The 21661-nt window shown below is 72.0% G+C and carries 18 protein-coding genes and 2 pseudogenes; 14 read left to right on the forward strand and 6 right to left on the reverse strand.

Going from position 1 to position 21661, the window contains the following annotated elements; all coding sequences use genetic code 11:
• Positions 1 to 20: 20 nt before the first annotated feature.
• The 4 genes from efeO (at position 21) to A6Q81_RS10730 (ending at position 5831) form a co-directional block, all read left to right on the forward strand.
• The gene (efeO, locus tag A6Q81_RS10715; RefSeq protein ID WP_286690425.1) at positions 21 to 1154 is read left to right on the forward strand and encodes an iron uptake system protein EfeO; all 1134 of its coding nucleotides are present in this window, start codon (positions 21 to 23) and stop codon (positions 1152 to 1154) included.
• Entirely contained in the window at positions 1151 to 2416 is a 1266-nt protein-coding gene (gene efeB / locus A6Q81_RS10720) for an iron uptake transporter deferrochelatase/peroxidase subunit (protein ID WP_286690426.1), read from the forward strand. Before efeO ends, efeB begins: the two co-directional genes overlap by 4 nt.
• An 87-nt stretch (positions 2417 to 2503) precedes the next feature.
• Entirely contained in the window at positions 2504 to 4054 is a 1551-nt protein-coding gene (locus tag A6Q81_RS10725) for a succinic semialdehyde dehydrogenase (protein WP_286690427.1), read from the forward strand.
• Between the two features lie 85 nt (positions 4055 to 4139).
• Positions 4140 to 5831, forward strand: coding sequence for a GMC oxidoreductase (locus A6Q81_RS10730; protein WP_286690428.1), 1692 nt, complete (start codon positions 4140 to 4142; stop codon positions 5829 to 5831).
• A 122-nt stretch (positions 5832 to 5953) separates the two neighbouring features.
• Here A6Q81_RS10730 and A6Q81_RS10735 read toward each other — a convergent pair whose 3' ends face one another.
• Positions 5954 to 7543 carry an adenylate/guanylate cyclase domain-containing protein gene (locus tag A6Q81_RS10735; protein ID WP_067854229.1) on the reverse strand — a complete coding sequence of 530 codons (1590 nt, stop codon included), beginning with the start codon at positions 7541 to 7543 and terminating at the stop codon, positions 5954 to 5956.
• A gap of 140 nt (positions 7544 to 7683) precedes the next feature.
• On the opposite strand from A6Q81_RS10735, the gene A6Q81_RS10740 reads away from it, so the two are divergent.
• Complete coding sequence (locus A6Q81_RS10740; protein ID WP_067854232.1) at positions 7684 to 8082, forward strand: cyclic nucleotide-binding domain-containing protein; 399 nt, start codon at positions 7684 to 7686, stop codon at positions 8080 to 8082.
• A 66-nt stretch (positions 8083 to 8148) separates the two neighbouring features.
• Here the strand turns inward: A6Q81_RS10740 and A6Q81_RS10745 are convergent, their stop codons facing one another.
• Positions 8149 to 8964 carry an adenylate/guanylate cyclase domain-containing protein gene (locus A6Q81_RS10745; protein ID WP_286690429.1) on the reverse strand — a complete coding sequence of 272 codons (816 nt, stop codon included), beginning with the start codon at positions 8962 to 8964 and terminating at the stop codon, positions 8149 to 8151.
• A gap of 243 nt (positions 8965 to 9207) precedes the next feature.
• Here A6Q81_RS10745 and guaA point away from each other — a divergent pair, with 243 nt between their 5' ends.
• Positions 9208 to 10767 carry a glutamine-hydrolyzing GMP synthase gene (gene guaA / locus A6Q81_RS10750; protein ID WP_067854238.1) on the forward strand — a complete coding sequence of 520 codons (1560 nt, stop codon included), beginning with the start codon at positions 9208 to 9210 and terminating at the stop codon, positions 10765 to 10767.
• A gap of 33 nt (positions 10768 to 10800) precedes the next feature.
• Here guaA and nhaA read toward each other — a convergent pair whose 3' ends face one another.
• Positions 10801 to 12078 (reverse strand): Na+/H+ antiporter NhaA, encoded by a 1278-nt coding sequence (gene nhaA, locus A6Q81_RS10755; protein WP_286690430.1) that lies wholly within the window; start codon positions 12076 to 12078, stop codon positions 10801 to 10803.
• Between the two features lie 114 nt (positions 12079 to 12192).
• Here nhaA and A6Q81_RS10760 point away from each other — a divergent pair, with 114 nt between their 5' ends.
• From A6Q81_RS10760 to A6Q81_RS10775, 4 genes are all read left to right on the forward strand, one after another.
• A complete protein-coding gene (locus A6Q81_RS10760) occupies positions 12193 to 13641 on the forward strand; it encodes a gamma-glutamyltransferase (protein WP_286690431.1) in 1449 nt (482 codons plus the stop codon).
• Between the two features lie 32 nt (positions 13642 to 13673).
• Positions 13674 to 14504, forward strand: coding sequence for a hypothetical protein (locus A6Q81_RS10765; RefSeq protein WP_067854248.1), 831 nt, complete (start codon positions 13674 to 13676; stop codon positions 14502 to 14504).
• On the forward strand, positions 14501 to 14830 hold the full coding sequence (locus A6Q81_RS10770) for an META domain-containing protein (RefSeq protein WP_286690432.1): 330 nt from the start codon (positions 14501 to 14503) through the stop codon (positions 14828 to 14830). The genes A6Q81_RS10765 and A6Q81_RS10770 overlap by 4 nt, the downstream gene beginning before the upstream one ends.
• 519 nt (positions 14831 to 15349) lie before the next feature.
• Positions 15350 to 16549, forward strand: a complete 1200-nt coding sequence (locus A6Q81_RS10775; protein ID WP_286690433.1) for an NAD(P)/FAD-dependent oxidoreductase — start codon at positions 15350 to 15352, stop codon at positions 16547 to 16549.
• A gap of 21 nt (positions 16550 to 16570) precedes the next feature.
• On the opposite strand, the gene A6Q81_RS10780 is transcribed toward A6Q81_RS10775, so the two are convergent.
• On the reverse strand, positions 16571 to 17521 hold the full coding sequence (locus tag A6Q81_RS10780) for a succinylglutamate desuccinylase/aspartoacylase family protein (RefSeq protein ID WP_286690434.1): 951 nt from the start codon (positions 17519 to 17521) through the stop codon (positions 16571 to 16573).
• The gene (locus tag A6Q81_RS10785) at positions 17521 to 18042 is read right to left on the reverse strand and encodes an ATP-dependent zinc protease family protein (protein WP_286690435.1); all 522 of its coding nucleotides are present in this window, start codon (positions 18040 to 18042) and stop codon (positions 17521 to 17523) included. The genes A6Q81_RS10780 and A6Q81_RS10785 overlap by 1 nt, the downstream gene beginning before the upstream one ends.
• A gap of 28 nt (positions 18043 to 18070) precedes the next feature.
• On the opposite strand from A6Q81_RS10785, the gene A6Q81_RS10790 reads away from it, so the two are divergent.
• From A6Q81_RS10790 to A6Q81_RS10805, 4 genes and pseudogenes are all read left to right on the forward strand, one after another.
• Positions 18071 to 19261, forward strand: a complete 1191-nt coding sequence (locus A6Q81_RS10790) for a RimK family alpha-L-glutamate ligase (protein WP_067854263.1) — start codon at positions 18071 to 18073, stop codon at positions 19259 to 19261.
• 137 nt (positions 19262 to 19398) lie between these two features.
• Positions 19399 to 20067, forward strand: a complete 669-nt coding sequence (locus tag A6Q81_RS10795; RefSeq protein WP_286690436.1) for a hypothetical protein — start codon at positions 19399 to 19401, stop codon at positions 20065 to 20067.
• The gene (locus A6Q81_RS10800) at positions 20064 to 20288 is read left to right on the forward strand and encodes a hypothetical protein (protein ID WP_286690437.1); all 225 of its coding nucleotides are present in this window, start codon (positions 20064 to 20066) and stop codon (positions 20286 to 20288) included. The genes A6Q81_RS10795 and A6Q81_RS10800 overlap by 4 nt, the downstream gene beginning before the upstream one ends.
• A gap of 186 nt (positions 20289 to 20474) precedes the next feature.
• A pseudogene (locus A6Q81_RS10805) lies at positions 20475 to 20807 on the forward strand (oxidoreductase); the annotation flags it as partial.
• A 50-nt stretch (positions 20808 to 20857) separates the two neighbouring features.
• Here the strand turns inward: A6Q81_RS10805 and A6Q81_RS10810 are convergent.
• Positions 20858 to 21433 (reverse strand): annotated as a pseudogene (locus tag A6Q81_RS10810) (NAD(P)/FAD-dependent oxidoreductase); the annotation flags it as partial.
• Between the last annotated feature and the right edge of the window lie 228 nt (positions 21434 to 21661).

The raw sequence follows: 21661 nt of genomic DNA on the forward strand, positions 1-21661 counted from the left end.
CCCGCACCGAAGGAACCCCCATGCGCCGCACCGTCATCGCCACCGGCCTCGCCGCCACGTCGCTCGTCCTCCTGGCCGCCTGTGCCGAGAAGCCGTCGGAGGCCGACGGCACAGTCTCCGTGAAGGCCGCCGACTCCTCCTGCAAGGTCTCGGCGACGCAGCTCAAGGCCGGCCCCACCACGTTCGCCGTGACCAACGCGGGCTCCAAGGTCACCGAGTTCTACGTGTACGCCGAGGGCGACCGGATCATGGGCGAGGTCGAGAACATCGGTCCGGGCCTGTCGCGCGACCTCGTCGTCGACCTGCCGAAGGGTGACTACCAGGGCGCGTGCAAGCCCGGGATGGTCGGCGACGGCATCCGCCAGGACCTCACGGTCTCCGGCAAGGCCGCCAAGGAGCTGTCGGACTCCGCCGAGCTCAAGGCCGCTGCCGCCAGCTACCAGCGCTACGTCGAGAGCCAGACCGGTGCGCTCATCGACAAGACCACCGAGTTCGTCGACGCGGTCAAGGCCGGCAAGGTCGACGAGGCGAAGGCGCTCTTCCCGCGGGCGCGCACCTACTGGGAGCGCATCGAGCCGGTCGCGGAGATCTTCGGCGACCTCGACCCGATCACCGACGGCCGCGAGCCCGACGCCAAGGCCGAGGGACGCGACTTCACGGGCTGGCACCGCATCGAGAAGCAGCTGTGGGTCGCGGGCAACACCGACGGCATGGACCCCTACGCCGACCAGCTGCTCGCCAACGTCACCAAGGTGGTCCAGGAGAGCAAGGACAAGCCGCTCACGGCGCTCCAGCTCGCCCAGGGCTCGAAGGGTCTGCTCGACGAGGTCGCCACGGGCAAGATCACCGGCGAGGAGGACGAGTTCAGCCACACCGACCTCTGGGACTTCAAGGCCAACATCGAGGGCTCGCAGGCCGCGATCGCGTCCCTGCGTCCGGTGCTCGAGAAGGCCGACCCCGACCTCGTGACCCTCATCGACCAGCGGTTCAAGGCCCTCGACACCGAGCTCGACCAGTACCAGGACGCCGACACCGGTGAGTGGGCCGGCTACGACACGCTCAGCAAGGAGCAGGTCAAGCGGCTCTCGGACTCCGTGGCAGCGCTCAGCGAGCCGATCAGCAAGGTGGCGGCCGTGGTCGCGGCCTCGGCGTGAGCGAGCGCTCGCCCCTCTCGCGTCGCGCCCTGCTCGGTGCGGCCGGTGCCGGCGCCGTGGCTGCGAGCGTCGCCGGCGGCTACGCGGTCGGCGCGACGCGCGACGAACCCGTCCGCCCCGACCCCGAGGCGGTCCCGGTCGCGTTCGAGGGTCGGCACCAGGCGGGCATCCTCACTCCGGCGCAGGACCGGCTGCACTTCGTCGTGCTGGACGTGACGACCGAGAGCCGTGACGAGCTCGTCGGCCTCCTGAAGGAGTGGACGCAGGCGGCGCGCAAGCTCACGCAGGGCAACGAGGTGGGCGTCTACGGTGCGGTCGCGGGCGCCCCGGAGGCGCCACCGGAGGACACCGGCGAGGCCCTCGGCCTGCCCGCGTCGGGCCTGACGCTGACCATCGGCTTCGGGCCGAGCCTGTTCGAGCGTGACGGTCGCCCCCGGTTCGGGCTCGGCGACGCGCGGCCCACCGACCTCGCCGACCTGCCGCTGTTCTCCGGCGACCGTCTCGAGCCGTCGCTGACGGGCGGCGACGTCGCGATCCAGGCGTGCGCGAACGACCCCCAGGTGGCCGTGCACGCGATCCGCAACCTCGTCCGCATCGCCTTCGGGCGTGCGTCGGTGCGCTACTCCCAGCTCGGCTTCGGTCGCACGTCGTCGACCTCGGCGTCCCAGGCCACGGCGCGCAACCTGTTCGGCTTCAAGGACGGCACCGCGAACGTGAAGTCCGAGGACCGCGACGTGGACGACGTGGTGTGGGTCCAGGAGGGTGACGGTCCCGACTGGATGGTCGGCGGCTCCTACCTGGTCGCGCGCCGCATCGACATGCGCATCGAGACGTGGGACCGCGAGCCGCTCGCCGGGCAGGAGGCGATCATCGGCCGGGCCAAGGGCTCGGGCGGCCCGCTGTCCGGCGGCGACGAGCACGCGGCGATCGACCTCGGCAAGCGTGGCTCGGACGGCCAGCCGCTCATCCCCGTCACGTCGCACGTCGCCAAGGCGCACCCCGACAACAACGGCGGCGCCCGGATCCTGCGGCGCGGCTACAACTTCGTCAACGGCACGGACGGTCTCGGTCAGCTGGCGGCCGGTCTGTTCTTCATCAGCTACCAGCGTTCGCCGGAGCAGTTCGTGCGGATCCAGCGCAACCTGGCCGGGCCGACCAACGACGCTCTCAACGAGTACCTCGTGCACCGCAGCTCCGGCTTGTTCGCCTGCCCGCCCGGCGTCGGGCCGCGCGGCTTCTGGGGCGAGACGCTGTTCGGCTGACCGGCGGCGGCGACGTCCGTCCGGCGGACCGTGCGGATGTGACACAAGCCCTGTCGCATTCGACATACCGGCGGTATCCTGGAAGGCATGTCACTCGTCGACGTGGTCCCCGCCTCCCGTGTCCAGAGCCTGACGGCGCTGATCCGCAGCACCAGCGGCGAGACCCGCACGACCACCACCCCGCTCACGGGCGAGCCCGTCGCGCAGATCCCCGTGTCGTCGATCGACGACGTCGAGGCCGCCTTCGACGCCGCCCGCGCCGCCCAGCAGCGCTGGGCGCAGACCCCGCTGGAGGCACGGTCCGCCGCGCTGCTGCGTCTGCACGACCTCGTGCTCGCGCACCAGGACGAGCTGCTCGACCTCATCCAGCTCGAGTCGGGCAAGGCGCGGGCCCACGCCTTCGACGAGGTCGCCCACCTGGCGCTGACCGCCCGCTTCTACGCGCGTCGTCTGAAGAGCCAGCTGAGTCCCACGCGACGCAACGGCGCCCTGCCGGGGCTCACGCGGGTCGAGGTGAACCAGGTGCCCAAGGGCGTCGTCGGCATCATCAGCCCCTGGAACTACCCGCTGACTATGGCGATCTCCGACGGGCTGCCCGCCGTCGCGGCCGGCAACGCGGTGGTGCACAAGCCCGACAGCCAGAGCCCGCTCATCGCGCTCGCCGGCGTCGAGTTGCTGCGTCGGGCCGGGATCCCCACCGACGTCTGGCAGGTCGTCAGCGGTGCGGGCTCGGTCGTCGGCTCGGCGATCATCGAGCGCGCCGACTACATCTGCTTCACCGGCTCGACGGCGACCGGCTCCCTGGTCGCGAAGCAGGCGGCCGAGCGGCTCGTCAGCTGCTCGCTCGAGCTCGGCGGCAAGAACCCGATGATCGTGCTGCCCGGCGCCGACGTCGAGCGCGCCGCGGCCGGTGCGGTCACCGCCTGCTTCTCCTCGGCCGGTCAGCTCTGCGTGTCGATCGAGCGCGTCTACGTGCCCGAGGCGCTGTACGACGGCTTCCGCGACGCCTTCGTGCGTCGGGTGCAGGCCCTGAGCCTCGGCGCATCCCTCGACTGGGACGCCGACATGGGCTCGCTGATCTCCCAGAGCCAGGTCGAGACCGTCGCCAAGCACGTCGACGACGCGGTCGCGAACGGCGCCACCGTGCTCACCGGCGGTCGGGCCCGACCCGACCTCGGTCCGTACTTCTTCGAGCCGACGGTGCTCGAGGGGGTCACCGAGGCGGCCGAGTGCTTCGCCGAGGAGACGTTCGGCCCGCTCGTCTCGCTCTACCCGTACCGCACGGTCGACGAGGCCGTCGCGCTCGCCAACGCCGGCGAGTACGGCCTCAACGCCAGCATCTTCGGACCGGTCCGCGAGGCCCGTCGCATCGCCCCGGCCATCAAGGCCGGCACCGTGAACATCAACGAGGGCTTCGCCGCCACGTTCGGCAGCATCGACGCCCCGATGGGCGGCATGCGCACGTCGGGCGTCGGCCGTCGTCAGGGCGCCGAGGGCATCCTGCGCTACACCGAGCCGCAGGCCGTGGCGGTCCAGCGGGCCGTGCCGATGGGCGGACCGGCGTTCGTCCCCGCGCGCCGCTACGCCCAGGCCCTCACCCTCGGGCTGAAGGTGCTGCGTCGCACCCCGCGCGCCTGACGCCACCGCACCGGGACGCCCCGCGTCCCCACACCCCGCAGCACACAGCACCACCCACCCCGCAGCAGCACCACGAGAGGTTCCCATGGGTTTCGACCACGACGTCATCGTCATCGGCTCCGGATTCGGCGGCAGCGTGTCCGCGCTGCGGCTGACCGAGAAGGGCTACAAGGTCGCCGTGCTGGAGGCGGGCAAGCGCTTCCGCGACGAGGACTTCGCCAAGACGTCGTGGCGGCTGCGCAAGTTCCTGTGGCTGCCCCAGCTGGGCTGCTACGGCATCCAGCGCATCGACAAGCTCAAGGACGTGCTCATCCTCTCCGGGGCGGGCGTCGGGGGCGGGTCGCTCGTGTACGCCAACACGCTGTACGAGCCGCTCGACCCGTTCTACAAGGATCCCGCCTGGGGCCACATCGCCGACTGGAAGAGCGAGCTGGCGCCGTACTACGACCAGGCCAAGCGCATGCTGGGCGTCGCGACCTACCCGTTCGAGACCCCGGCCGACCGGGTGATCAAGAAGGTCGCGCAGGACATGGGCGTCGAGGGCACGTTCCACCACACGCCCGTCGGCGTCCTCTTCGGTGACGAGCCGGGCCAGAAGATCGCCGACCCCTACTTCGGCGGCGCCGGCCCCGACCGCAACGCCTGCACCAACTGCGGCGAGTGCATGACGGGCTGTCGACACAACGCGAAGAACACGCTCGTCAAGAACTACCTCTACCTCGCCGAGCAGAACGGCGCCGAGATCCACCCGATGACGACGGCGGTGTCGGTGACACCGCTGCCGGACGGCGGCTACGCGGTCGAGACGCGCCGCACCAACAAGCGCTTCCGCAAGCACCGCGTGATGACCGCCGAGCAGGTGATCTTCTCGGCCAGCACGATGGGCACGCAGAAGCTGCTGCACCGCATGAAGGACCAGGGTGTCCTGCCGAACGTCTCGGACCGGCTCGGTCTGCTGACGCGCACGAACTCCGAGGCCCTGCTCGGCTCGATCGCCGACGGCAAGGACGTCGACTACTCCGAGGGCGTGGCCATCACGTCGTCGTTCCACCCCGATGAGTTCACGCACATCGAGCCGTGCCGCTACGGGCGGGGCTCCAACGCGATGTCGCTGATGCAGACCGTCCTCACCGACGGAAGCCTGCCGACGGCGCGCTGGAAGACGTGGCTCAAGGAGATGTGGCGGCAGAAGCGCAACATGTTCAAGCTCTACGACCTGCGGCACTGGTCGGAGCGCACGGTCATCGCGCTGGTCATGCAGACCCACGACAACTCGATCACGACGTTCACGAAGCGCAACGTGCTCGGCAGGAAGGTGCTGACGTCGCGTCAGGGCCACGGTGCGCCGAACCCGGCGTTCATCGAGCCGGGTCACGTGGCCGTGCAGCGGATGGCCGAGCACATGGGCGGCACCCCGGGCGGCACGATCGGCGAGCCCTTCAACGTGCCGCTCACGGCGCACTTCATGGGTGGCGCGTGCATCGGCGACTCGCCGGAGACCGGCGTGATCGACCCCTACCACCGTCTCTACGGGCACGAGGGGCTGCACGTGATCGACGGCTCGTCGATCAGCGCCAACCTCGGCGTCAACCCCTCGCTGACCATCACGGCCCAGGCCGAGCGCGCGATGGCCTACTGGCCGAACCGCGGCGAGGCGGACCCACGGCCCGCGGTAGGGGAGGGCTTCCGCTCGCTCGAGCCGATCGCCCCGAAGAACCCCGTGGTCCCCGAGGACGCCCCCGCGGCCCTGCGCCTGCCCATCGTCGGCGTCAGCTGACCTCCGCCTGGCGCTGCTGATTCCCATCACGTGATGGGAATCAGCAGCTCACCACGGTTCTTCGTCGCTCCCCGGCGGATGCATCCGCAGGGGAGCGAGGGATTCCCATGACCTGATGGGAATCAGTCGATGGGCGAGGACTCAGGCCGGGGACCGTCGGCCCGCCGCGGGACGGCGGTCTCGGTCTCCTCGGACCGGCCGCGGAGCACGGTGCTGCCCTCGCGACGCCAGTGGGCGGCCTCGTCAGCATCGGCGGAGGTGACCGCCTGGAGGTCTGCCAGCACGCCGCCGTCGACGTCCTTGGCCAGCTCGGTCAGGCGAGAGGCGGCGTTGACGGCGTCGCCGATCACGGTGAACTCGTAGCGGGTCTCGTCGCCGACGTAGCCCGCGACCGCGCGCCCCGTGGCGACGCCGATGCCCGCCCGCACCCCGACCAGCTCCGACTCCAGCCGTTCGCCGATGCGCCGGGCGGCGGCCAGCGCCTGACCCGCGTGGTCGTCGAGGTGGCGCGGCGCGCCGAAGACGGCGAGCACCGCGTCGCCCATGAACTTGTTGACCAGACCCCCGTGCGCGTCGACCTCGGCGATGATCACGCCGAAGTAGGCGTTCAGCATGGCCACGACCTCGTCCGGCTCGCGCTCCTCGGCGTACGACGTGGACCCCACGAGGTCGGTGAACAGCACCGACACCTCGCGCGTCTCACCGCCCAGCCGCACGTCGTCCAGCGCCGCCTCGGCGACGTCGCGCCCGACGTGGCGGCCGAACGCGTCGCGCAGCCGCTCCCGCTCCAGCAGGCCCGTCGACATCTGGTTGAACCCCGACTGCAGCATGCCCAGCTCCGAGCCGTCGAACACCTCGATCGTGGTGCCGAACTCGCCGCGCTCGACCCGACGCATCGCCTCGGTGACGCCGGTCATCGGCTGGACGACGGCACGGGAGGTGAGCCACATGACGAAGAAGCCGAAGAACAGCACGACCGTGCCGATGATGAGCGTGACGACGGCCAGCTCGCTGAGGGTGAGCTGGTCGGTGGAGAGCGCGAGGATGCCCACCACGACGAGGCCCACGACGGGTGCGCCGGTGCCGAGCCACCAGAACATCAGCACACGGGTCGCGGCACCCAGCCCGCGCGGACGCTTCATGACGGCGCCGCGGAGGGCGCGCGCGGCGATCGGTCGCATCGCGAACTCGGCGAGCAGGTAGGCGATGGTCGTCACCACGATCGACGCGATACCGACGGTGAGGCCGGTCGAGAGCGCGCGTTCGGGCTGCACGGCGACCGACAGGAGCGTGAAGAGCACCGTGGCCAGCACCCACAGGGCCGCCTGCATGACGGTCAGCGACCGTGCGGCGCGCAGGGCGCGGCGTCGCTCGCGCGACGTCGGCTCGCGGTCCTCCAGCGCCCACCGCTGGGCGCGGACCGTGCGGCGCGTGCCCCACGTCGCGCCCACGAGCACGGCGAGCCCGACGTAGATCGGCACGGCCACCGCGAGGGCCACGCCCATGTCGCGCGTCGGGCGGGGGCTCGGGACCACGAACACCGACAGCGCGACGACGATGCCGGCGCCGATGACGTTCGTGCTGACGAGGAAGAGGGTGAGCAGCAGCTGGATGCGCACCCGCAGCCGGCTGGTGTCCTGCTCGGCCGATCCGAGCAGCACCGAGCCGAACGCGCGGCGGGACCGGGCCGTACGCGCGTCACGAGAGGCCACGTCATTGCCTTCCAGGGCTGGCGGAGGGGACGTCGGGCAGCGTACCGTCAGCATGCTGCGGGCGTGTCCTCCTTCGCTCCAGGTCGTTGGACCGGCTGCGGCGCCCTCCCACCCCCGCGCCGTTCGACCGAGAGGAAGCCATGGCACGCAAGGCAGACCGCGAGACCATCGACGCGCTGACCCGCGTCACCGACTTCGACGCCAAGACCATCGAGAAGCTCGCCGGTGTCGGTCGTCCCGTGAACATCCCCGAGCGCTGGGCCGTGATGATCGAGAACACTCCCGCGGACAAGGCGTACATCATCCTCGAGGGCACGGTGGAGATCCGTCGCCACCAGGAGTCCATCGCCGAGCTGGGTGCCGGCGACGTCATCGGCGAGATGGCGCTCGTCAACGGCAAGCTGCGCAACGCGACCGTCGTGGCGAAGACGCCGGTCAAGGCGCTGCACCTCACCGACTCCGACGTCGCCGAGCTGCTCGAGCACGACCCGAACTTCGCCGAGAAGCTGCAGAAGAAGGCAACCGAGCGGCTCGACTGACCGTCCTGCTCGTGGCTGCCCGGCCCGGCCCCTCCCCGGAGGCGCCGGGCCGTCGCACGTCCGGGCTCAGACCTGCCAGTCGAGGGCGTGCACGACCTGGGTGCCCGGGATCCCCTTGAGGTCGACCTCGCGGCTCTCCAGCACGGGCACGGGCGTGCCGTCGGCCTCGAGCGCCTCGAGGACGGTGTCGCTGACCAGCACCTCGCCGCCGTCTGCCTGCGCGGCGACGCGCGCGGCGTAGGCGACGTTGCGTCCGAAGAGGTCGCCGTCGCGGTGGACCGCCGAGCCGCGGTGCACGCCGATGCGGACGGCCACGCCCGCCAGGCGCGACCCCGGCCGGGCACGGGTGATCCGGCGCTGCACCTCGCCCGCGGCTGCGACAGCGGCGGTCGCCGACGGGAACGCGACCATGAAACCGTCGCCCTGCGTCTTCACGACGTGGCCGCCGTGGCGTCCGACCGCACGGGTGGCGACGGCGTCGTGCTTGGCGAGCAGCCGCACCCAGCCCCCGTCGCCCAGCTCGTGGTTGAGGGCGGTGGAGCCCTCGATGTCGGAGAACAGGATCGCGACGGTGCCGTCGGGCGTGGCCATGCGCGCGAGGTCGGGGCGCTCGACGTCGGCCCAGCGCGCGAGGTCGTCGATCGAGCTGCGCAGCGTGCCGCCGAGACCCTTGTCCTTCAGGCTGATCGCCGTGCCCACGACCGTGCGGACGGCGTCGGCGGGTCGCGGCACGGTGAGCCGGGGTCGGGGCCGCTCGGCCTGCAGCGACCGCTTCAGCTGGGCGATCCGGCGCCGCGCGCCCAGGAGCAGGCCCCAGGTCACCACGAGCAGCACGCCCAGCGCGGCGGCGGTGAGCGAGAGGGCGACCTCGAGACCGGACATCGGCACCAATCTACGGCGAGGACGGGGGAGGGGTGGAGCCGCTGCGGCTTGCTCGGCGTACCGGAACGCACAGGACCCGGCCTGGAGGGAGCTCACGGGCCGGGTCCTGTCATGTGCCACGAGGAGCGGGCACGATGTGGATCTCGCGGGAGGGAGTGTAGCGAGATCCATCCTGTTCAACGACGCTCCTCGGAGGGGGTTACGAGCCGTCTGAAGAAATTTCTCGACCGATACGATGACGCGGTGACCCCAGACCACGACCTCGTCATCGTCGTCGACTACGGCGCCCAGTACGCCCAGCTGATCGCGCGTCGCGTCCGCGAGGCCCGGGTGTACTCCGAGATCGTCCCGCACACGATGCCGGTGGAGCAGATCCTCGCGCGCGAGCCCGCCGCGATCATCCTGTCCGGCGGTCCGTCGTCGGTCTACGAGCCGGGTGCGCCGCAGCTCGACCCGACGATGGTCGAGTCCGACGTGCCGGTGTTCGGCATCTGCTACGGCTTCATGGCCATGGCTGCCGCCCTCGGCGGCGACGTCGCGCGGACGGGGCAGCGCGAGTACGGGCGCACGGCCGTCGAGGTGCTCGACCCCGGCACCCTGCTCCAGGGCCTGCCGGGCAGCCTCACGTCGTGGATGTCGCACGGCGACGAGGTCGTCGGCGCGCCGCAGGGCTTCACGGTGAACGCCCGCTCGCCGCGTGCGACCGTCGCCGCGTTCGAGGACATCGGACGCCGGCTCGCGGGCGTGCAGTGGCACCCGGAGGTGCTGCACTCCGAGCACGGCCAGCAGGTGCTGGAGCGCTTCCTCGTCGAGATCGCGGGCTGCCGCCAGACGTGGACCAGCGTCAACATCGTCGAGGAGCAGGTCGAGAAGATCCGCGCCGAGGTCGGTGACGCCCGTGTCATCTCCGCACTGTCCGGTGGTGTCGACTCCGCGGTGTCGACGGCGCTCGTGCAGCGCGCGGTCGGCGACCGGCTCACCGCGGTGTTCGTCGACCACGGGCTGCTGCGCGAGGGCGAGGCCGAGCAGGTCGAGCGCGACTATGTCGAGGCCACCGGGGTCGACCTGAAGGTCGTCGACGCGCGCGAGCGGTTCCTCGGGCACCTCGACGGCGTGAGCGACCCCGAGACCAAGCGCAAGATCATCGGCCGCGAGTTCATCCGCGTGTTCGAGGAGGCGGAGCGGGAGGTGCTCGCCACCCCCGGGCCTCCGGTCAAGTTCCTCGTGCAGGGCACGCTCTACCCCGACGTCGTCGAGTCCGGCGGCGGCGAGGGCGCGGCCAACATCAAGAGCCACCACAACGTCGGCGGGCTCCCCGAGGACCTGGAGTTCTCGCTGGTGGAGCCGCTGCGCACGTTGTTCAAGGACGAGGTGCGCGAGGTGGGCCGCCAGCTCGGCATCCCCGAGGCGATCGTCGGCCGCCATCCCTTCCCCGGTCCGGGTCTCGCCATCCGCATCGTCGGCGCGGTCGACGCCGAGCGCCTCGCGATCCTGCGTCGCGCCGACGCGATCGTGCGCGAGGAGACGACGGCCGCCGGCCTCGACGGCGACATCTGGCAGTTCCCGGTGGTGCTGCTCGCCGACGTCCGCTCCGTGGGCGTCCAGGGCGACGGTCGCACCTACGGCCACCCCATCGTGCTGCGGCCGGTGTCGAGCGAGGACGCGATGACCGCCGACTGGAGCCGCCTGCCCTACGAGCTGCTCGAGCGCATTTCCACCCGCATCACCAACGAGGTCGAGGACGTCAACCGCGTCGTCCTCGACATCACCAGCAAGCCCCCGGGCACCATCGAGTGGGAGTAGTCCTCACGTCCCGCGACGGGGAGGGATGAGGGCTCAGGCCTGGTAGACGTCGGGCACGCCGTCGCCGTCGTCGTCGCGGGTCTCGCGCTCGTGCAGGCGACGGTAGGTGCGGTTGCGTGAACGCAGCACCACCACCGCCAGCAGCGCCGACGTGAGGGAGCCGAGCAGCACGCCCACCTTCACGTGCTCGTCGGCCTCGCTGCCCGGCCCGAACGCCAGCTCGCCGACCAGCAGCGCGACGGTGAACCCGATGCCGGCGAGCAGGCCCACGCCGAGCAGGTCGGTCCACGTCAGGTCGTCGTCGAGCTCGGCGCGGGTGAACCGCGCCATGAGCCAGGTCGCGGCGAGGACGCCGAGCGGCTTGCCGACCACCAGCCCGGCGACGATGCCCAGGGTGACCGGGTCGCGCAGGGCCTGCACGAAGCCCGACGCCCCCTCGACCGCCACACCGGCGGAGAAGAACGCGAACACCGGCACCGCGAACAGCGACGACACCGGGCGCACGACGTGCTCGAGGTGCTCGGCCAGGCCGGGCCCGGTCTCGCCGTCGCGGCGCAGCACCGGCACGGTGAACCCCAGCAGCACGCCCGCGACCGTCGCGTGGACGCCCGACTCGTGCACCAGCACCCAGGCGACGACGGCCAGCGGGACGAGCAGCCAGGGTGAGCGGACGCGACGCTGGACGAGCAGCCCGAACAGGCCGATCGGCACGAGGGCGGCCAGCAGCCAGAGCACGTCGAGCTCGGCGGTGTAGAAGAGCGCGATGATCGTGATGGCCAGCAGGTCGTCGACGATGGCCAACGTCAGCAGGAACAGCCGCAGCGCGGTCGGCAGGAACGACCCGACCACCGCCAGCACGGCGACGGCGAAGGCGATGTCGGTGGCCGACGGGATCGCCCAGCCGACCAGGCGTCCCTCGGGGTGCAGGCCGTTGACGAGCAGGTAGAGGCCGGCGGGGACGGCCATGCCGCCGACCGCCGCGACGATCGGCACCGCGGCACGCGAGGGGTCGCGCAGGTCGCCGGCCACGAACTCGCGCTTGAGCTCCAGGCCGACGACGAAGAAGAAGATCGCGAGCAGGCCGTCGGCGGCCCAGGTGCCGAGGGACAGGTCGAGGTGCAGCGCCGACGGTCCCACGACGGTGTCGCGCAGCCGCGCGTAGGCGTCGGTCGTGTTGGCGGCGACGAGCGCGACGAGGGCGGCGACGACGAGGAGCGCACCGCCGAACGTCTCGGCGCGGACCAGCTCGCCGATGCGCTGGGCTTCGGGCCAGGAGCCGCGGCCGAACAGGCGGGGACGGGTGGTGTTCACAGGGAATCGCTCTCCAGGGGTCGACGACAGGACGCCGACCAGACTTCCCGGCACACCGGGGTCCATCCTACCGTCGGATCGCGCGGGGTCGGTCGGCGCGGCTAGCCTGCGGGGATGTCCGACGTCGCGCTCGCCGCACCCAACGAGGCCGCCGCCGATGCCGGCGCGGAGGTGGCCCGCGCGGGCGGCAACGCCGTCGACGCGGCACTCGCCGCCGCCCTGGTGACCATGGTCAACGAGGTCGGCCTGGTCTCGCTCAGCTCGGGCGGGTTCGTCACCGTCCAGCCCCCGGACGGCTCGAGCCCCGTCACCGTCGACGGCTGGATGGACATGCCGGGCCGGGGAGCGGATGCCGCGCGCGGCTCGGGCACGTGGGACGTGACGACCGAGTACGGCGGTGGGGTCACCGTCACGATCGGGGCCGGGTCGGTCGCGACCCACGGTGCGGTGGCGGCGTTCGAGGAGACGCACCGACGCTGGGGGAGCGTCCCGTGGCGTGAGGTCGTGGCCCCGGCGGTCGACGTCGCCCGCGGAGGGTTCCGGCTGGGCTCGGCGTCGCGCTACTACCTCGACTACGTGCACGACGACATCTACGGCTGGGACCAGCAGAGCCGGGCGGCCGTGCACGACGTCGACGGCACGGTGACGCGCGGGCTCGTGGTGGTCGCCGACCTGGCGGCCTCGCTCGAGCTGATCGCCGAGGAGGGCGCGACGGCGCTGCACGCCGGGGAGCTCGGACACCTCATCAGCGACGACGTCGTCGCGCGCGGCGGTCTGCTGACCCGCGCTGACCTCGAGGCGTACCAGCCGGTGGTCCGGCCGGCGCTGCGCGTCGAGCTCGGCGACTGGACGCTCGGCACCAACCCGACGCCGGCCATCGGTGGGGTGTGCGTCGCGGCCATGCTGCGCCTGCTCGACGGCGTCCCCTTCGATGTGGTGGACGGCCGGTGGTCGACCCACGACGTCGACCGCCTGGTCGAGGTGCAGCGCACCGTCCTCGGGCACCGGCTCGACGTGCTCGACCACAGTGACGACCTCGTCGCCGACGCCCTCGCGTACCTGGCCTCGGTCGACGACACGGTGCGCTCGTCGGGCTCCACCGCCCACGTGTCGGCCACCGACGGCGACGGCGGCGCGTGCGCCGTCACCGTGTCCTCGGGCTACGGCTCGGGCATGGTGGCCCGCGGCACCGGCATCTGGCTGAACAACTGCCTCGGCGAGCAGGAGCTGAACCCGCGGGGGCTGCACGGCCTGCCGGCGGGCACCCGGCTGCTGTCGAACATGGCACCGACCGTGGCCCACCACCGCGACGGCGCGGCGCTGGCGATCGGCTCGCCCGGGGCCGACCGCATCTCGACGGCCGTCGCGCAGGTCGTGGCGGGCTTCGTCAACGGCGGCCTGACCCTGCAGGGAGCCGTCGACCACCCGCGCGTGCACGTGCACCGGGCCGGACGCCCCGACGAGGTGGTGAAGGTCGAGGACCCGGCGGACCTCACGATGTACTACGGCGGCGCCGCCGACCCGAGGCGCGACGGGGCGGTGCGTCTGGTGCGCAGCGCGTGACATCGTCGCTGTCACGGTCCTACGCTGCGGGCATGAACCTCGTCGGCCTCGCCACCCTGCCGCTGCGCGTGACCATCTCGGCCACCCGCACGACCCTGGCGCTGGGCCAGCTGGCGTCGCCGGACGGCCCGATCCTGCGCGAGGGCGGGTACGGGAGCCGGATCGCCGTGCTGATCGGCGAGGACGGGCTGCTGGAGCAGCTGGGTCGCCTGCTCGCCGACGACCGCGGCATCGTCGCGCTCGGCAACCTGGTCGCCGACATCACGGCAGAGGACCGGCCCGTGGGCAAGGCGCTGCAGCGCGACGGCCTCGTCGACCGGATGGCGTCGGAGGACGGCCCGTTCGTGCGACTCCTGGAGGCCGGCGGTCCACTCGACCGCGCCCTCGCCGAGGACGGCCCGCTCTACCGCTTCCTGGCGCCCGGCGGCTCGCTCGACCGGCTGCTCGCGCCCGACGGCCCCCTGGAGCGGCTCACTGCACCGGACGGCCCGATCGAGCGCATGCTGGCACCCGATGGTCCGCTCGACCGGCTCCTGGAGCAGGACGGGACGCTCGAGAACGTGCTGCGACCCGGTGGCCTGCTGGAGCAGCTGCTGGAGGAGGAGGGCGTCCTCGAGAACCTGCTGCGTCCGGGCGGGACGCTGGAGCAGCTGGTCGCGCTCGGGTCGACGATCGACGCGATCGTCCCGCGCCTGGAGGCGCTCGGCAACGCGATCCCGAGCCTCAACCAGGCGGTGTCGGTGCTCAGCGGCGCCGTCGAGCCGCTCGGCACGCTCGCCCAGCGGCTGCCCGGCGGCCGCCGTCGGGTGCTGTCGTCCGGTCCGTCGGGGTCGACCCCCACGAACGAGCTGTACGGCGAGTGAGCGCCCCCGCACGGTCCGACGTCGTCGGCCGCTGGCTCCCCGAGAACGGCCCCGACCGGGCGTTCGTCGAGCTGCGCAACAACGGCGACCTCGCCGGGCACGACGGGTGCAACCGGTTCGGCGGCGAGCACTGGTCGCTCGAGGGCGACGTCGTCACCACGTCGGGCACCCGCGTCTCGACCCTCATGGCCTGCGACGGCGTCGACACCTGGCTGGGCCGGGCGGTGTCGTTCCGCTGGGACGACGGCACGCTGAGGGCGACCGGACCCGACGGCGACGAGCTCGGTCTGCTGCTCACCGACCCGGACGCGACGCCCCGTGGGTGAGCGAGCGGTCGTCGTCGCAGGGATGGTCCTCTTGGCGGTGCTCGCGGCGTGCAGCGGCCCGTCTCCCGAGCCCGGCCCGACGCCGTCGTCATCTCCATCACCATCGCCGAGCGTCACGCCAGCCGTCGCGTCCGACTTCGCCGGCCGGTGGGGCGAGCCCGGGCACGAGGGCGTCCACGTGGAGATCGTGGTCGACGGTCGCCTCGCCGGCTACGACGGGTGCAACGGATTCGGGAGTCTGTCCTGGTCGATGGTCGACGGACGTGCCGTGCCGGCCAGGACGGCACACGGGCTCAGAGCATGTGGGAGCGTCGATCAGTGGCTGACCCCTGCGACGTCGTACGGCCTCGTGTCGGGACGGCTCGTGGTGTTCGACGGCGCAGGCCGAGAGCTCGGTTCCCTGGGGCGGTCCGGGAGCTGCGGCGACACCTGCGCGACCCCGGCGAGCTGACTCCCGGACCGGGCTAGTCCCTCGTGCGTTCGGCTTGCCGACGTCGAGGTCCGTGCGAGGCTCGACGCATGGACATCGTCATCATCGGAGGCGGTCTCGCGGCCGCGAAGGCTGCAGCGGCGCTGCGCGAGAACGGTCACGACGGCGGGCTGACGATCATCGGCGACGAGGACCGCCTGCCGTACGAGCGTCCGCCCCTCTCGAAGGACGTGCTGCTCGGCGAGGGCACGCTCGACGACGCCGTCGTGCAGCCTCAGGAGTGGTACGCCGAGCACGACGTGCGTCTCGTCACCGGCACCGAGGCCGAGCGGCTCGACGTGGAGGGTCACCGCGTGCACCTGGCGGACGGCCAGGTCGTGCCGTTCGACAAGGCCGTCATCGCGACCGGCGCGCGTCCCGCCGTCCCCGACGCCATCGCGGGTGGTGCCGACGCCTTCTTCCTGCGGAACGCGGCCGACGTGGAGCGGCTGTCGACGGCGTTCGCCGACGCGTCGTCGGTCGTCGTCGTGGGTGGCGGCTGGATCGGGCTCGAGGTGGCGGCCGCGGCGCGCCACCACGACCTCGAGACGACGGTGGTGCTGCGCGACGACGTGCCGCTGGAGAAGGTCATGGGCGAGCGGATCGGCGGCTACTTCGCGTCGCTGCACACGTCGCACGGCGTGACGCTGCGGGCGGGCGAACGGGTCGACGCGGTGACCGCACGCACGGTGAAGCTGGGCGGCGGCGAGGTGCTTGAGGCCGACGTCGTGGTGCTGGCGGTGGGTGCGACGCCCAACGTCGAGCTCGCGCAGGAGGCGGGACTGCTCGTCGACGACGGCATCGTCACCGACGAGCACTTCGCCACCAGCCACCCCGACGTGTACGCCATCGGCGACGTGTCGGCCACGCTGCACCTCGGTCGCGGCCACGCCGTGCGGGTCGAGCACTGGGACGACGCCGTGCGCCAGGGCGAGGCCGTCGCGCAGGTGCTGCTCGGCCAGGACGTCACCTACGACTGGGAGCCGTACTTCTTCACCGACCAGTACGACCTCGGCATGGAGTACGTCGGCCACGGGTCCGGCGACGACGACGTGGTCGTGCGCGGCGAGCTCGACGACGGCAGCGGCGAGGGCGAGTTCATCGTCTTCTGGTTGCACGACGGCGTCGTGTCCGCCGCCATGAACGTCAACATCTGGGACGTCCAGGACGACCTGCGCGCCCTCGTGGGCCGCGAGGTCGACCCCGAGCGCCTCGCCGACCCCTCCGTCGAGCTCTCCGCCCTCGCCTGACCTGGGAATCTCTCCCTCGGGTCAGACCTCGGCGACGTGCACGACGGCGTCGCCGCTGTTGACCACGGGGGCCTCGGTGCGGCCGATGACGACGCCGGACCGCTCGGCGTGGACGAGGCGGACGCGCTTGCCGAAGGAGTCGAACAGGCCGCCGAGGCGCTGGCCCTCGCTGACGTGCTCGCCGAGCGCGACCTCCAGGTGCAGCATGCCGGTGCCGCGGGCCCGGACCCAGCTGCTCTTGAACGACGGCTGGCTGGGGGTGGGCGGGTCCTCCTCGAGCGCGTCGGTCATGCCGAGCGCGGCGAGCACCCGACGCACGCCGCGCACACCGGCCTCGATCGCCCACCCGTCCATGCGCCATGCCTCGCCGGCCTCGTAGAGGAGCACCGTGGCGCCGGCCTCGCGGGCGGCGGCGCGCAGCGACCCGTCGCGGATGCGCGCGTGCAGCATGACGGGGGCGGCGAAGGCCTCCGCGAGCTCGCGCGTGCGCGGGTCCTCGAGGTCGGCGCGGATCTGCGGCAGGTTCGTGCGGCGATCGGACCCGGTGTGCAGGTCGATCCCGACCTCGCACTTGGCGACCACCTCGGTCATCATCAGGTGCGCGATGCGCGACGCGAGCGACCCGCGCGCGGACCCGGGGAACGAGCGGTTCAGGTCGCGGCGGTCGGGCAGGTAGCGGTCGCCGGTCATGAAGCCGAGAACGTTGACGATCGGCACGGCGATCAGGGTGCCGCGCATCGTCTTCGGGTCGAGCTCGGCGAGCACCTGGCGGACCACCTCGACGCCGACCGCCTCGTCGCCGTGGATGGCGGCGTCGACCCACACGGTCGGCCCGTCCTCACGTCCGTGCACGACACGCACCGGCAGGTCGACGTCGGCACCGGTCACGAGTCGGGTGATCGGCAGCGACACCGACTTCACCTGCCCCGGACGCACCCGGATGGGGCCGATCTCGAACGACGGGCGCACCATCACCGTCCCCGGTTCCGGCGGCGCACGCGCACGGGCGGACGCCCGCCGAGGTAGGACGCGCTGGAGTCGACGAGGAACCCCTGCGCGAGCGCCTCACGTCCCACGAGCATCCGGAAGCCCATCTCGTCGCGCCGCGACAGCGTCACCTCGGCGGGCACCACGCGACCGGCGAGGTGCAGGTCGATCATCACGACGTAGCGCTCCTCGACGTGGCCCGACGACGACCGCACCTCGCGCAGGTCGAGCACGTCGAGCTCGACCTGCGTCGGGTCCTCGTCGCTGCCCTGCCACGGGTGGATGCTGAACCGGACCCGACGTCCTCCGTCGTCGTCGAGGTCGAAGGCGTGCAGCGACGACGTGCGCGCGCCGGTGTCGATCTTGGCCTTGATCCACGGCACGTCCAGGTCGGGCAGACGGACCCACTCGCGCCAGCCCACCAGCGTCGGCGCCGGACGGTCGGCGTCGGGCCCGCCAGGGGGAGCGGACTGCGGGGCGGAGGTGTAGGAAGGGGGTTGCGTCAACCGTCCGTCCTTCCAGCTCGGGGAGTCCATGAAGCTCGCGATCCTGTCACGTGCGCCTCGGTCGTACAGTACGCAGCGCCTGCGCACCGCGGCGCTCGACCGTGGTCACACCGTCAAGGTGCTGAACACCCTGCGCTTCGCGATCGACCTCTCGGGCGACGAGCCCGACCTGCAGTACCGCGGCAAGCCGCTGTCGCACTACGATGCCGCGCTGCCGCGCATCGGCAACTCCATCACCTACTACGGCACCGCCGTCGTGCGGCAGCTGGAGCAGATGGACGTGTACACGCCGAACACGTCGTGGGGCATCCAGAACTCGCGCGACAAGCTGCGCGCGAGCCAGATCCTCTCGCGCCACGACATCGGCATGCCGGCCACGACGTTCGTGCGCGACCGGGCCGACGTGATCCCCGCGATCGAGCGGGTCGGTGGCGCGCCGGTCGTCATCAAGCTGCTCGAGGGGACCCAGGGCATCGGCGTGATCCTGGCCCCGGAGATCAAGGTCGCCGAGGCGATCATCGAGACCCTGCAGAGCACCCGCCAGAACGTGCTCATCCAGCACTTCGTCGCGGAGAGCAAGGGTCGCGACATCCGTGCGCTCGTCGTCGGCGACCGTGTGGTCGCGGCGATGCGACGCGTGGCGAAGGGCGATGAGTTCCGCTCCAACGTGCACCGCGGCGGCTCCGTCGAGCCGGTCACGCTCGACGCCGAGTACGAGCGGGTGGCGGTACGGGCGGCGCAGATCATGGGTCTGCGGGTCGCCGGTGTCGACATGCTGGAGGGCGACGAGGGGCCCCTCGTCATGGAGGTCAACTCCTCGCCCGGCCTGGAGGGCATCGAGGCGGCCACCAACCTCGACGTCGCCGGGGCGATCATCGACCACATCGACAACCAGGTCGCCTTCCCCGAGATCGACGTCCGGCAGCGGCTGACCGTCTCCACCGGCTACGGCGTCGCCGAGCTGCTCGTGCAGGCGGCGTCGGACCTGGTCGGCACGCCACTCGGCGAGAGCGGCCTGCGCGACCGCGACATCTCCGTCCTCACGCTGCAGCGCGGCACCCAGGTGATCCCGAACCCGCGCCGCTCGCACGTGCTCGAGGCCGGCGACCGGCTGCTGTGCTTCGGCAAGCTCGAGGAGATGCGCTCGATGATCCCGAGCCGCCGCAAGCGGATCCGCAAGGTCAAGCGGCTGCCGAAGGACCCGATCCACGAGGGGTGAGGGCTTCCGCTACGTCGGCTCACGCGCCCTGTCAAGGCCATCCACCTCAACTCTGAAGAAGTCTGTCGCACTCCTGCGAGCCCCTCCATCGTGTGGGGGACCGGCACCTCCCAGGTGCCGAGATCGGAGGAGACGTGATGCAGAGACGGGCGATGACGGTGGTGGTCTCGTCGGCGGCGTGCGCCCTGGCCCTGGTGGTCGGACCCGCCGCAGCGGCCGAAGGTCCGGACGGAGCCCACGCCCCGCCGGCCGAGGCGCAGTCCGTCGACGACCTGAGGGTCGTCGACACCCCCGAGGGCGACTATCTCCTGGAGGAGTCGTTCACGCTCGACGGTCGGCCGCTGTCGACGCAGCGGACGCCGCTCGACGGCTCCGCGGGCACCGAGCCGTCGACCCTCTCGAACCGGGGCGGGACGGGCGGCACGAGCACCGCGTCGGGCTGCCGCAAGGTCACGATCTCCAACCGGGCGAAGACGGTCGTCGGCAAGACGGCCTACCGCTACAACACCTGGACGCGCTGGTGCTGGACGCGGTCGACCGAGCGGATCCACCGCGGCGTGAAGACCGGATGGAGCATCTCGTCGGTGGACGGGTTCCAGTACTGGCGGGGCCAGGTGCGCAAGGTGACGAACTTCTACGACGCAGGAGCGAACAACAACCGGCCCCGGAGCGGTTTCCGGCACTACCGGCAGGGTCGGTTCGAGAACTGTGTCGTCAAGTACGGCTGCATCCAGACGTCGTACCCCGCCAACTCCCTGCGGTCGTACTCCAACGGCAGGTACCGCTACGCGTTCTCGGGCACGTGACCGGGCGCCGGCAGGTCCTCGCGGTCGCGCTCGTCGTGGTGGTCCTGCTCCCGTTCGGGCTCGTGGGTCTGGGCGGGAGCGTGGGCTACGGCGCGATCGAGCTGGTCGTGTGGCTGGTCGTCGTGGCGGCGCTCGTCGTCGCCTTCCTCACGTGGGGCCGAGGGCCCCGCGACACCCAAGGAGCTCGGGGCCAGGACCCGAGGAGAAAGGATCAGAGATGAAGCGAATCACCGTTCCCGGACGAGGTCTGGCGGTTGCGGCGGGAGTCGCGGCCCTGGTGTCGAGGGGCACCTGCTCGACCGCCAGGTCAGCGAACCCTGAGCCGTCCTGCCGTGCCGGCCGGGCCAGGCGGGCGTGGCGGCCGGGGCGGGGAAGATCCGGACGGTCGAGGACGTTGCACGGCTGACGTGAGTGCTCTTCTCGAACCCGTCACCCTCCGCGGCGTCACCGCCCGCAACCGTGTCTGGCTGGCGCCGATGTGCCAGTACTCGTGCTTCGCGCGCGACGGCGTGCCGACCGACTGGCACCTGGCGCACCTCGTCGCCCGGGCGTCGGGCGGCTTCGGGCTGCTCCTGACCGAGGCCACCGCGGTGGTGCCCGAGGGTCGCATCAGCCCCGAGGACACCGGGCTCTGGGACGACGCCCAGCAGGAGGCGTGGGGCCGCGTGGTCGCGGCCGTGCACGAGCAGGGCGTGCCGATCGGGGTCCAACTCGCGCACGCAGGGCGCAAGGCGTCGACCTTCGCGCCGTCCTTGAACTGCAGGCCGTCGACGGAGACCTCACCCGTGATCGCCTCGGTGGCGACTCCGGTGTGCACGGTGACGCCGAGCTTCTCGATGTGGCGCACCAGCGTGGCGCCGCCGGCGTCGTCGAGCTGGACCGGCATCAGCCGCGGCGCCATCTCCACGACGTGGGTCTCCAGGCCGAGCTGCACCAGGGCGTTGGCGGCCTCGAGGCCGAGCAGCCCGCCGCCGATCACGACACCGGCGGTCGCCTGTTCCGAGGCCGCCCGGATCGCGTCGAGGTCCTCGATGGTGCGGTAGACGAAGCAGCCGTCGAGGTCACGACCGGGCACGGGCGGGACGAACGGGGCCGCGCCCGTGGCGAGCACGAGCTGGTCGTAGGCCAGCACCTCGCCGTCGGCCAGCCGCACGGTGCGCGCGGCCGGGTCGATCAGCTCGTCGGCACTGTCGGCTGCGAAGTAGGAGGTCAGCGCCACCCGGTCGTACGCCGGCCGCGGCTCCTCCCCGAGGACGACCACGTCGTGGGTCTCGGTGAGTCCGCGCTCGATCGCGGCCTGCACGAACCGGTGACCGACCATCCCGTGGCCGATGACGACGATCCGTTGACGGTGCGTGGGGCTCATGACACCAGGCTCCGTCCCCGCCGTTGCCCGACCGTCACGGCTCGTGACGACTCGTGTGACACCTGGCTCACAGCCTCACCGACCTCACAGGCCCACAGTCGGGCCGACGGAGCAGGGGCGGCCGGTAGGCGACTGGAGGGCCACGCGTGAACCTGGTTCATCGCACGCCCTCCAGTCGGGGCGTGGCGCCCAGGAGGTCGCGGCAGGTCTGCTCGCAGCCGCCGCAAC

The organism is Aeromicrobium sp. REDSEA-S38_B2, from assembly GCF_001628525.1.
In the GTDB taxonomy this organism is placed as follows: Bacteria; Actinomycetota; Actinomycetes; order Propionibacteriales; family Nocardioidaceae; genus Aeromicrobium; species Aeromicrobium erythreum.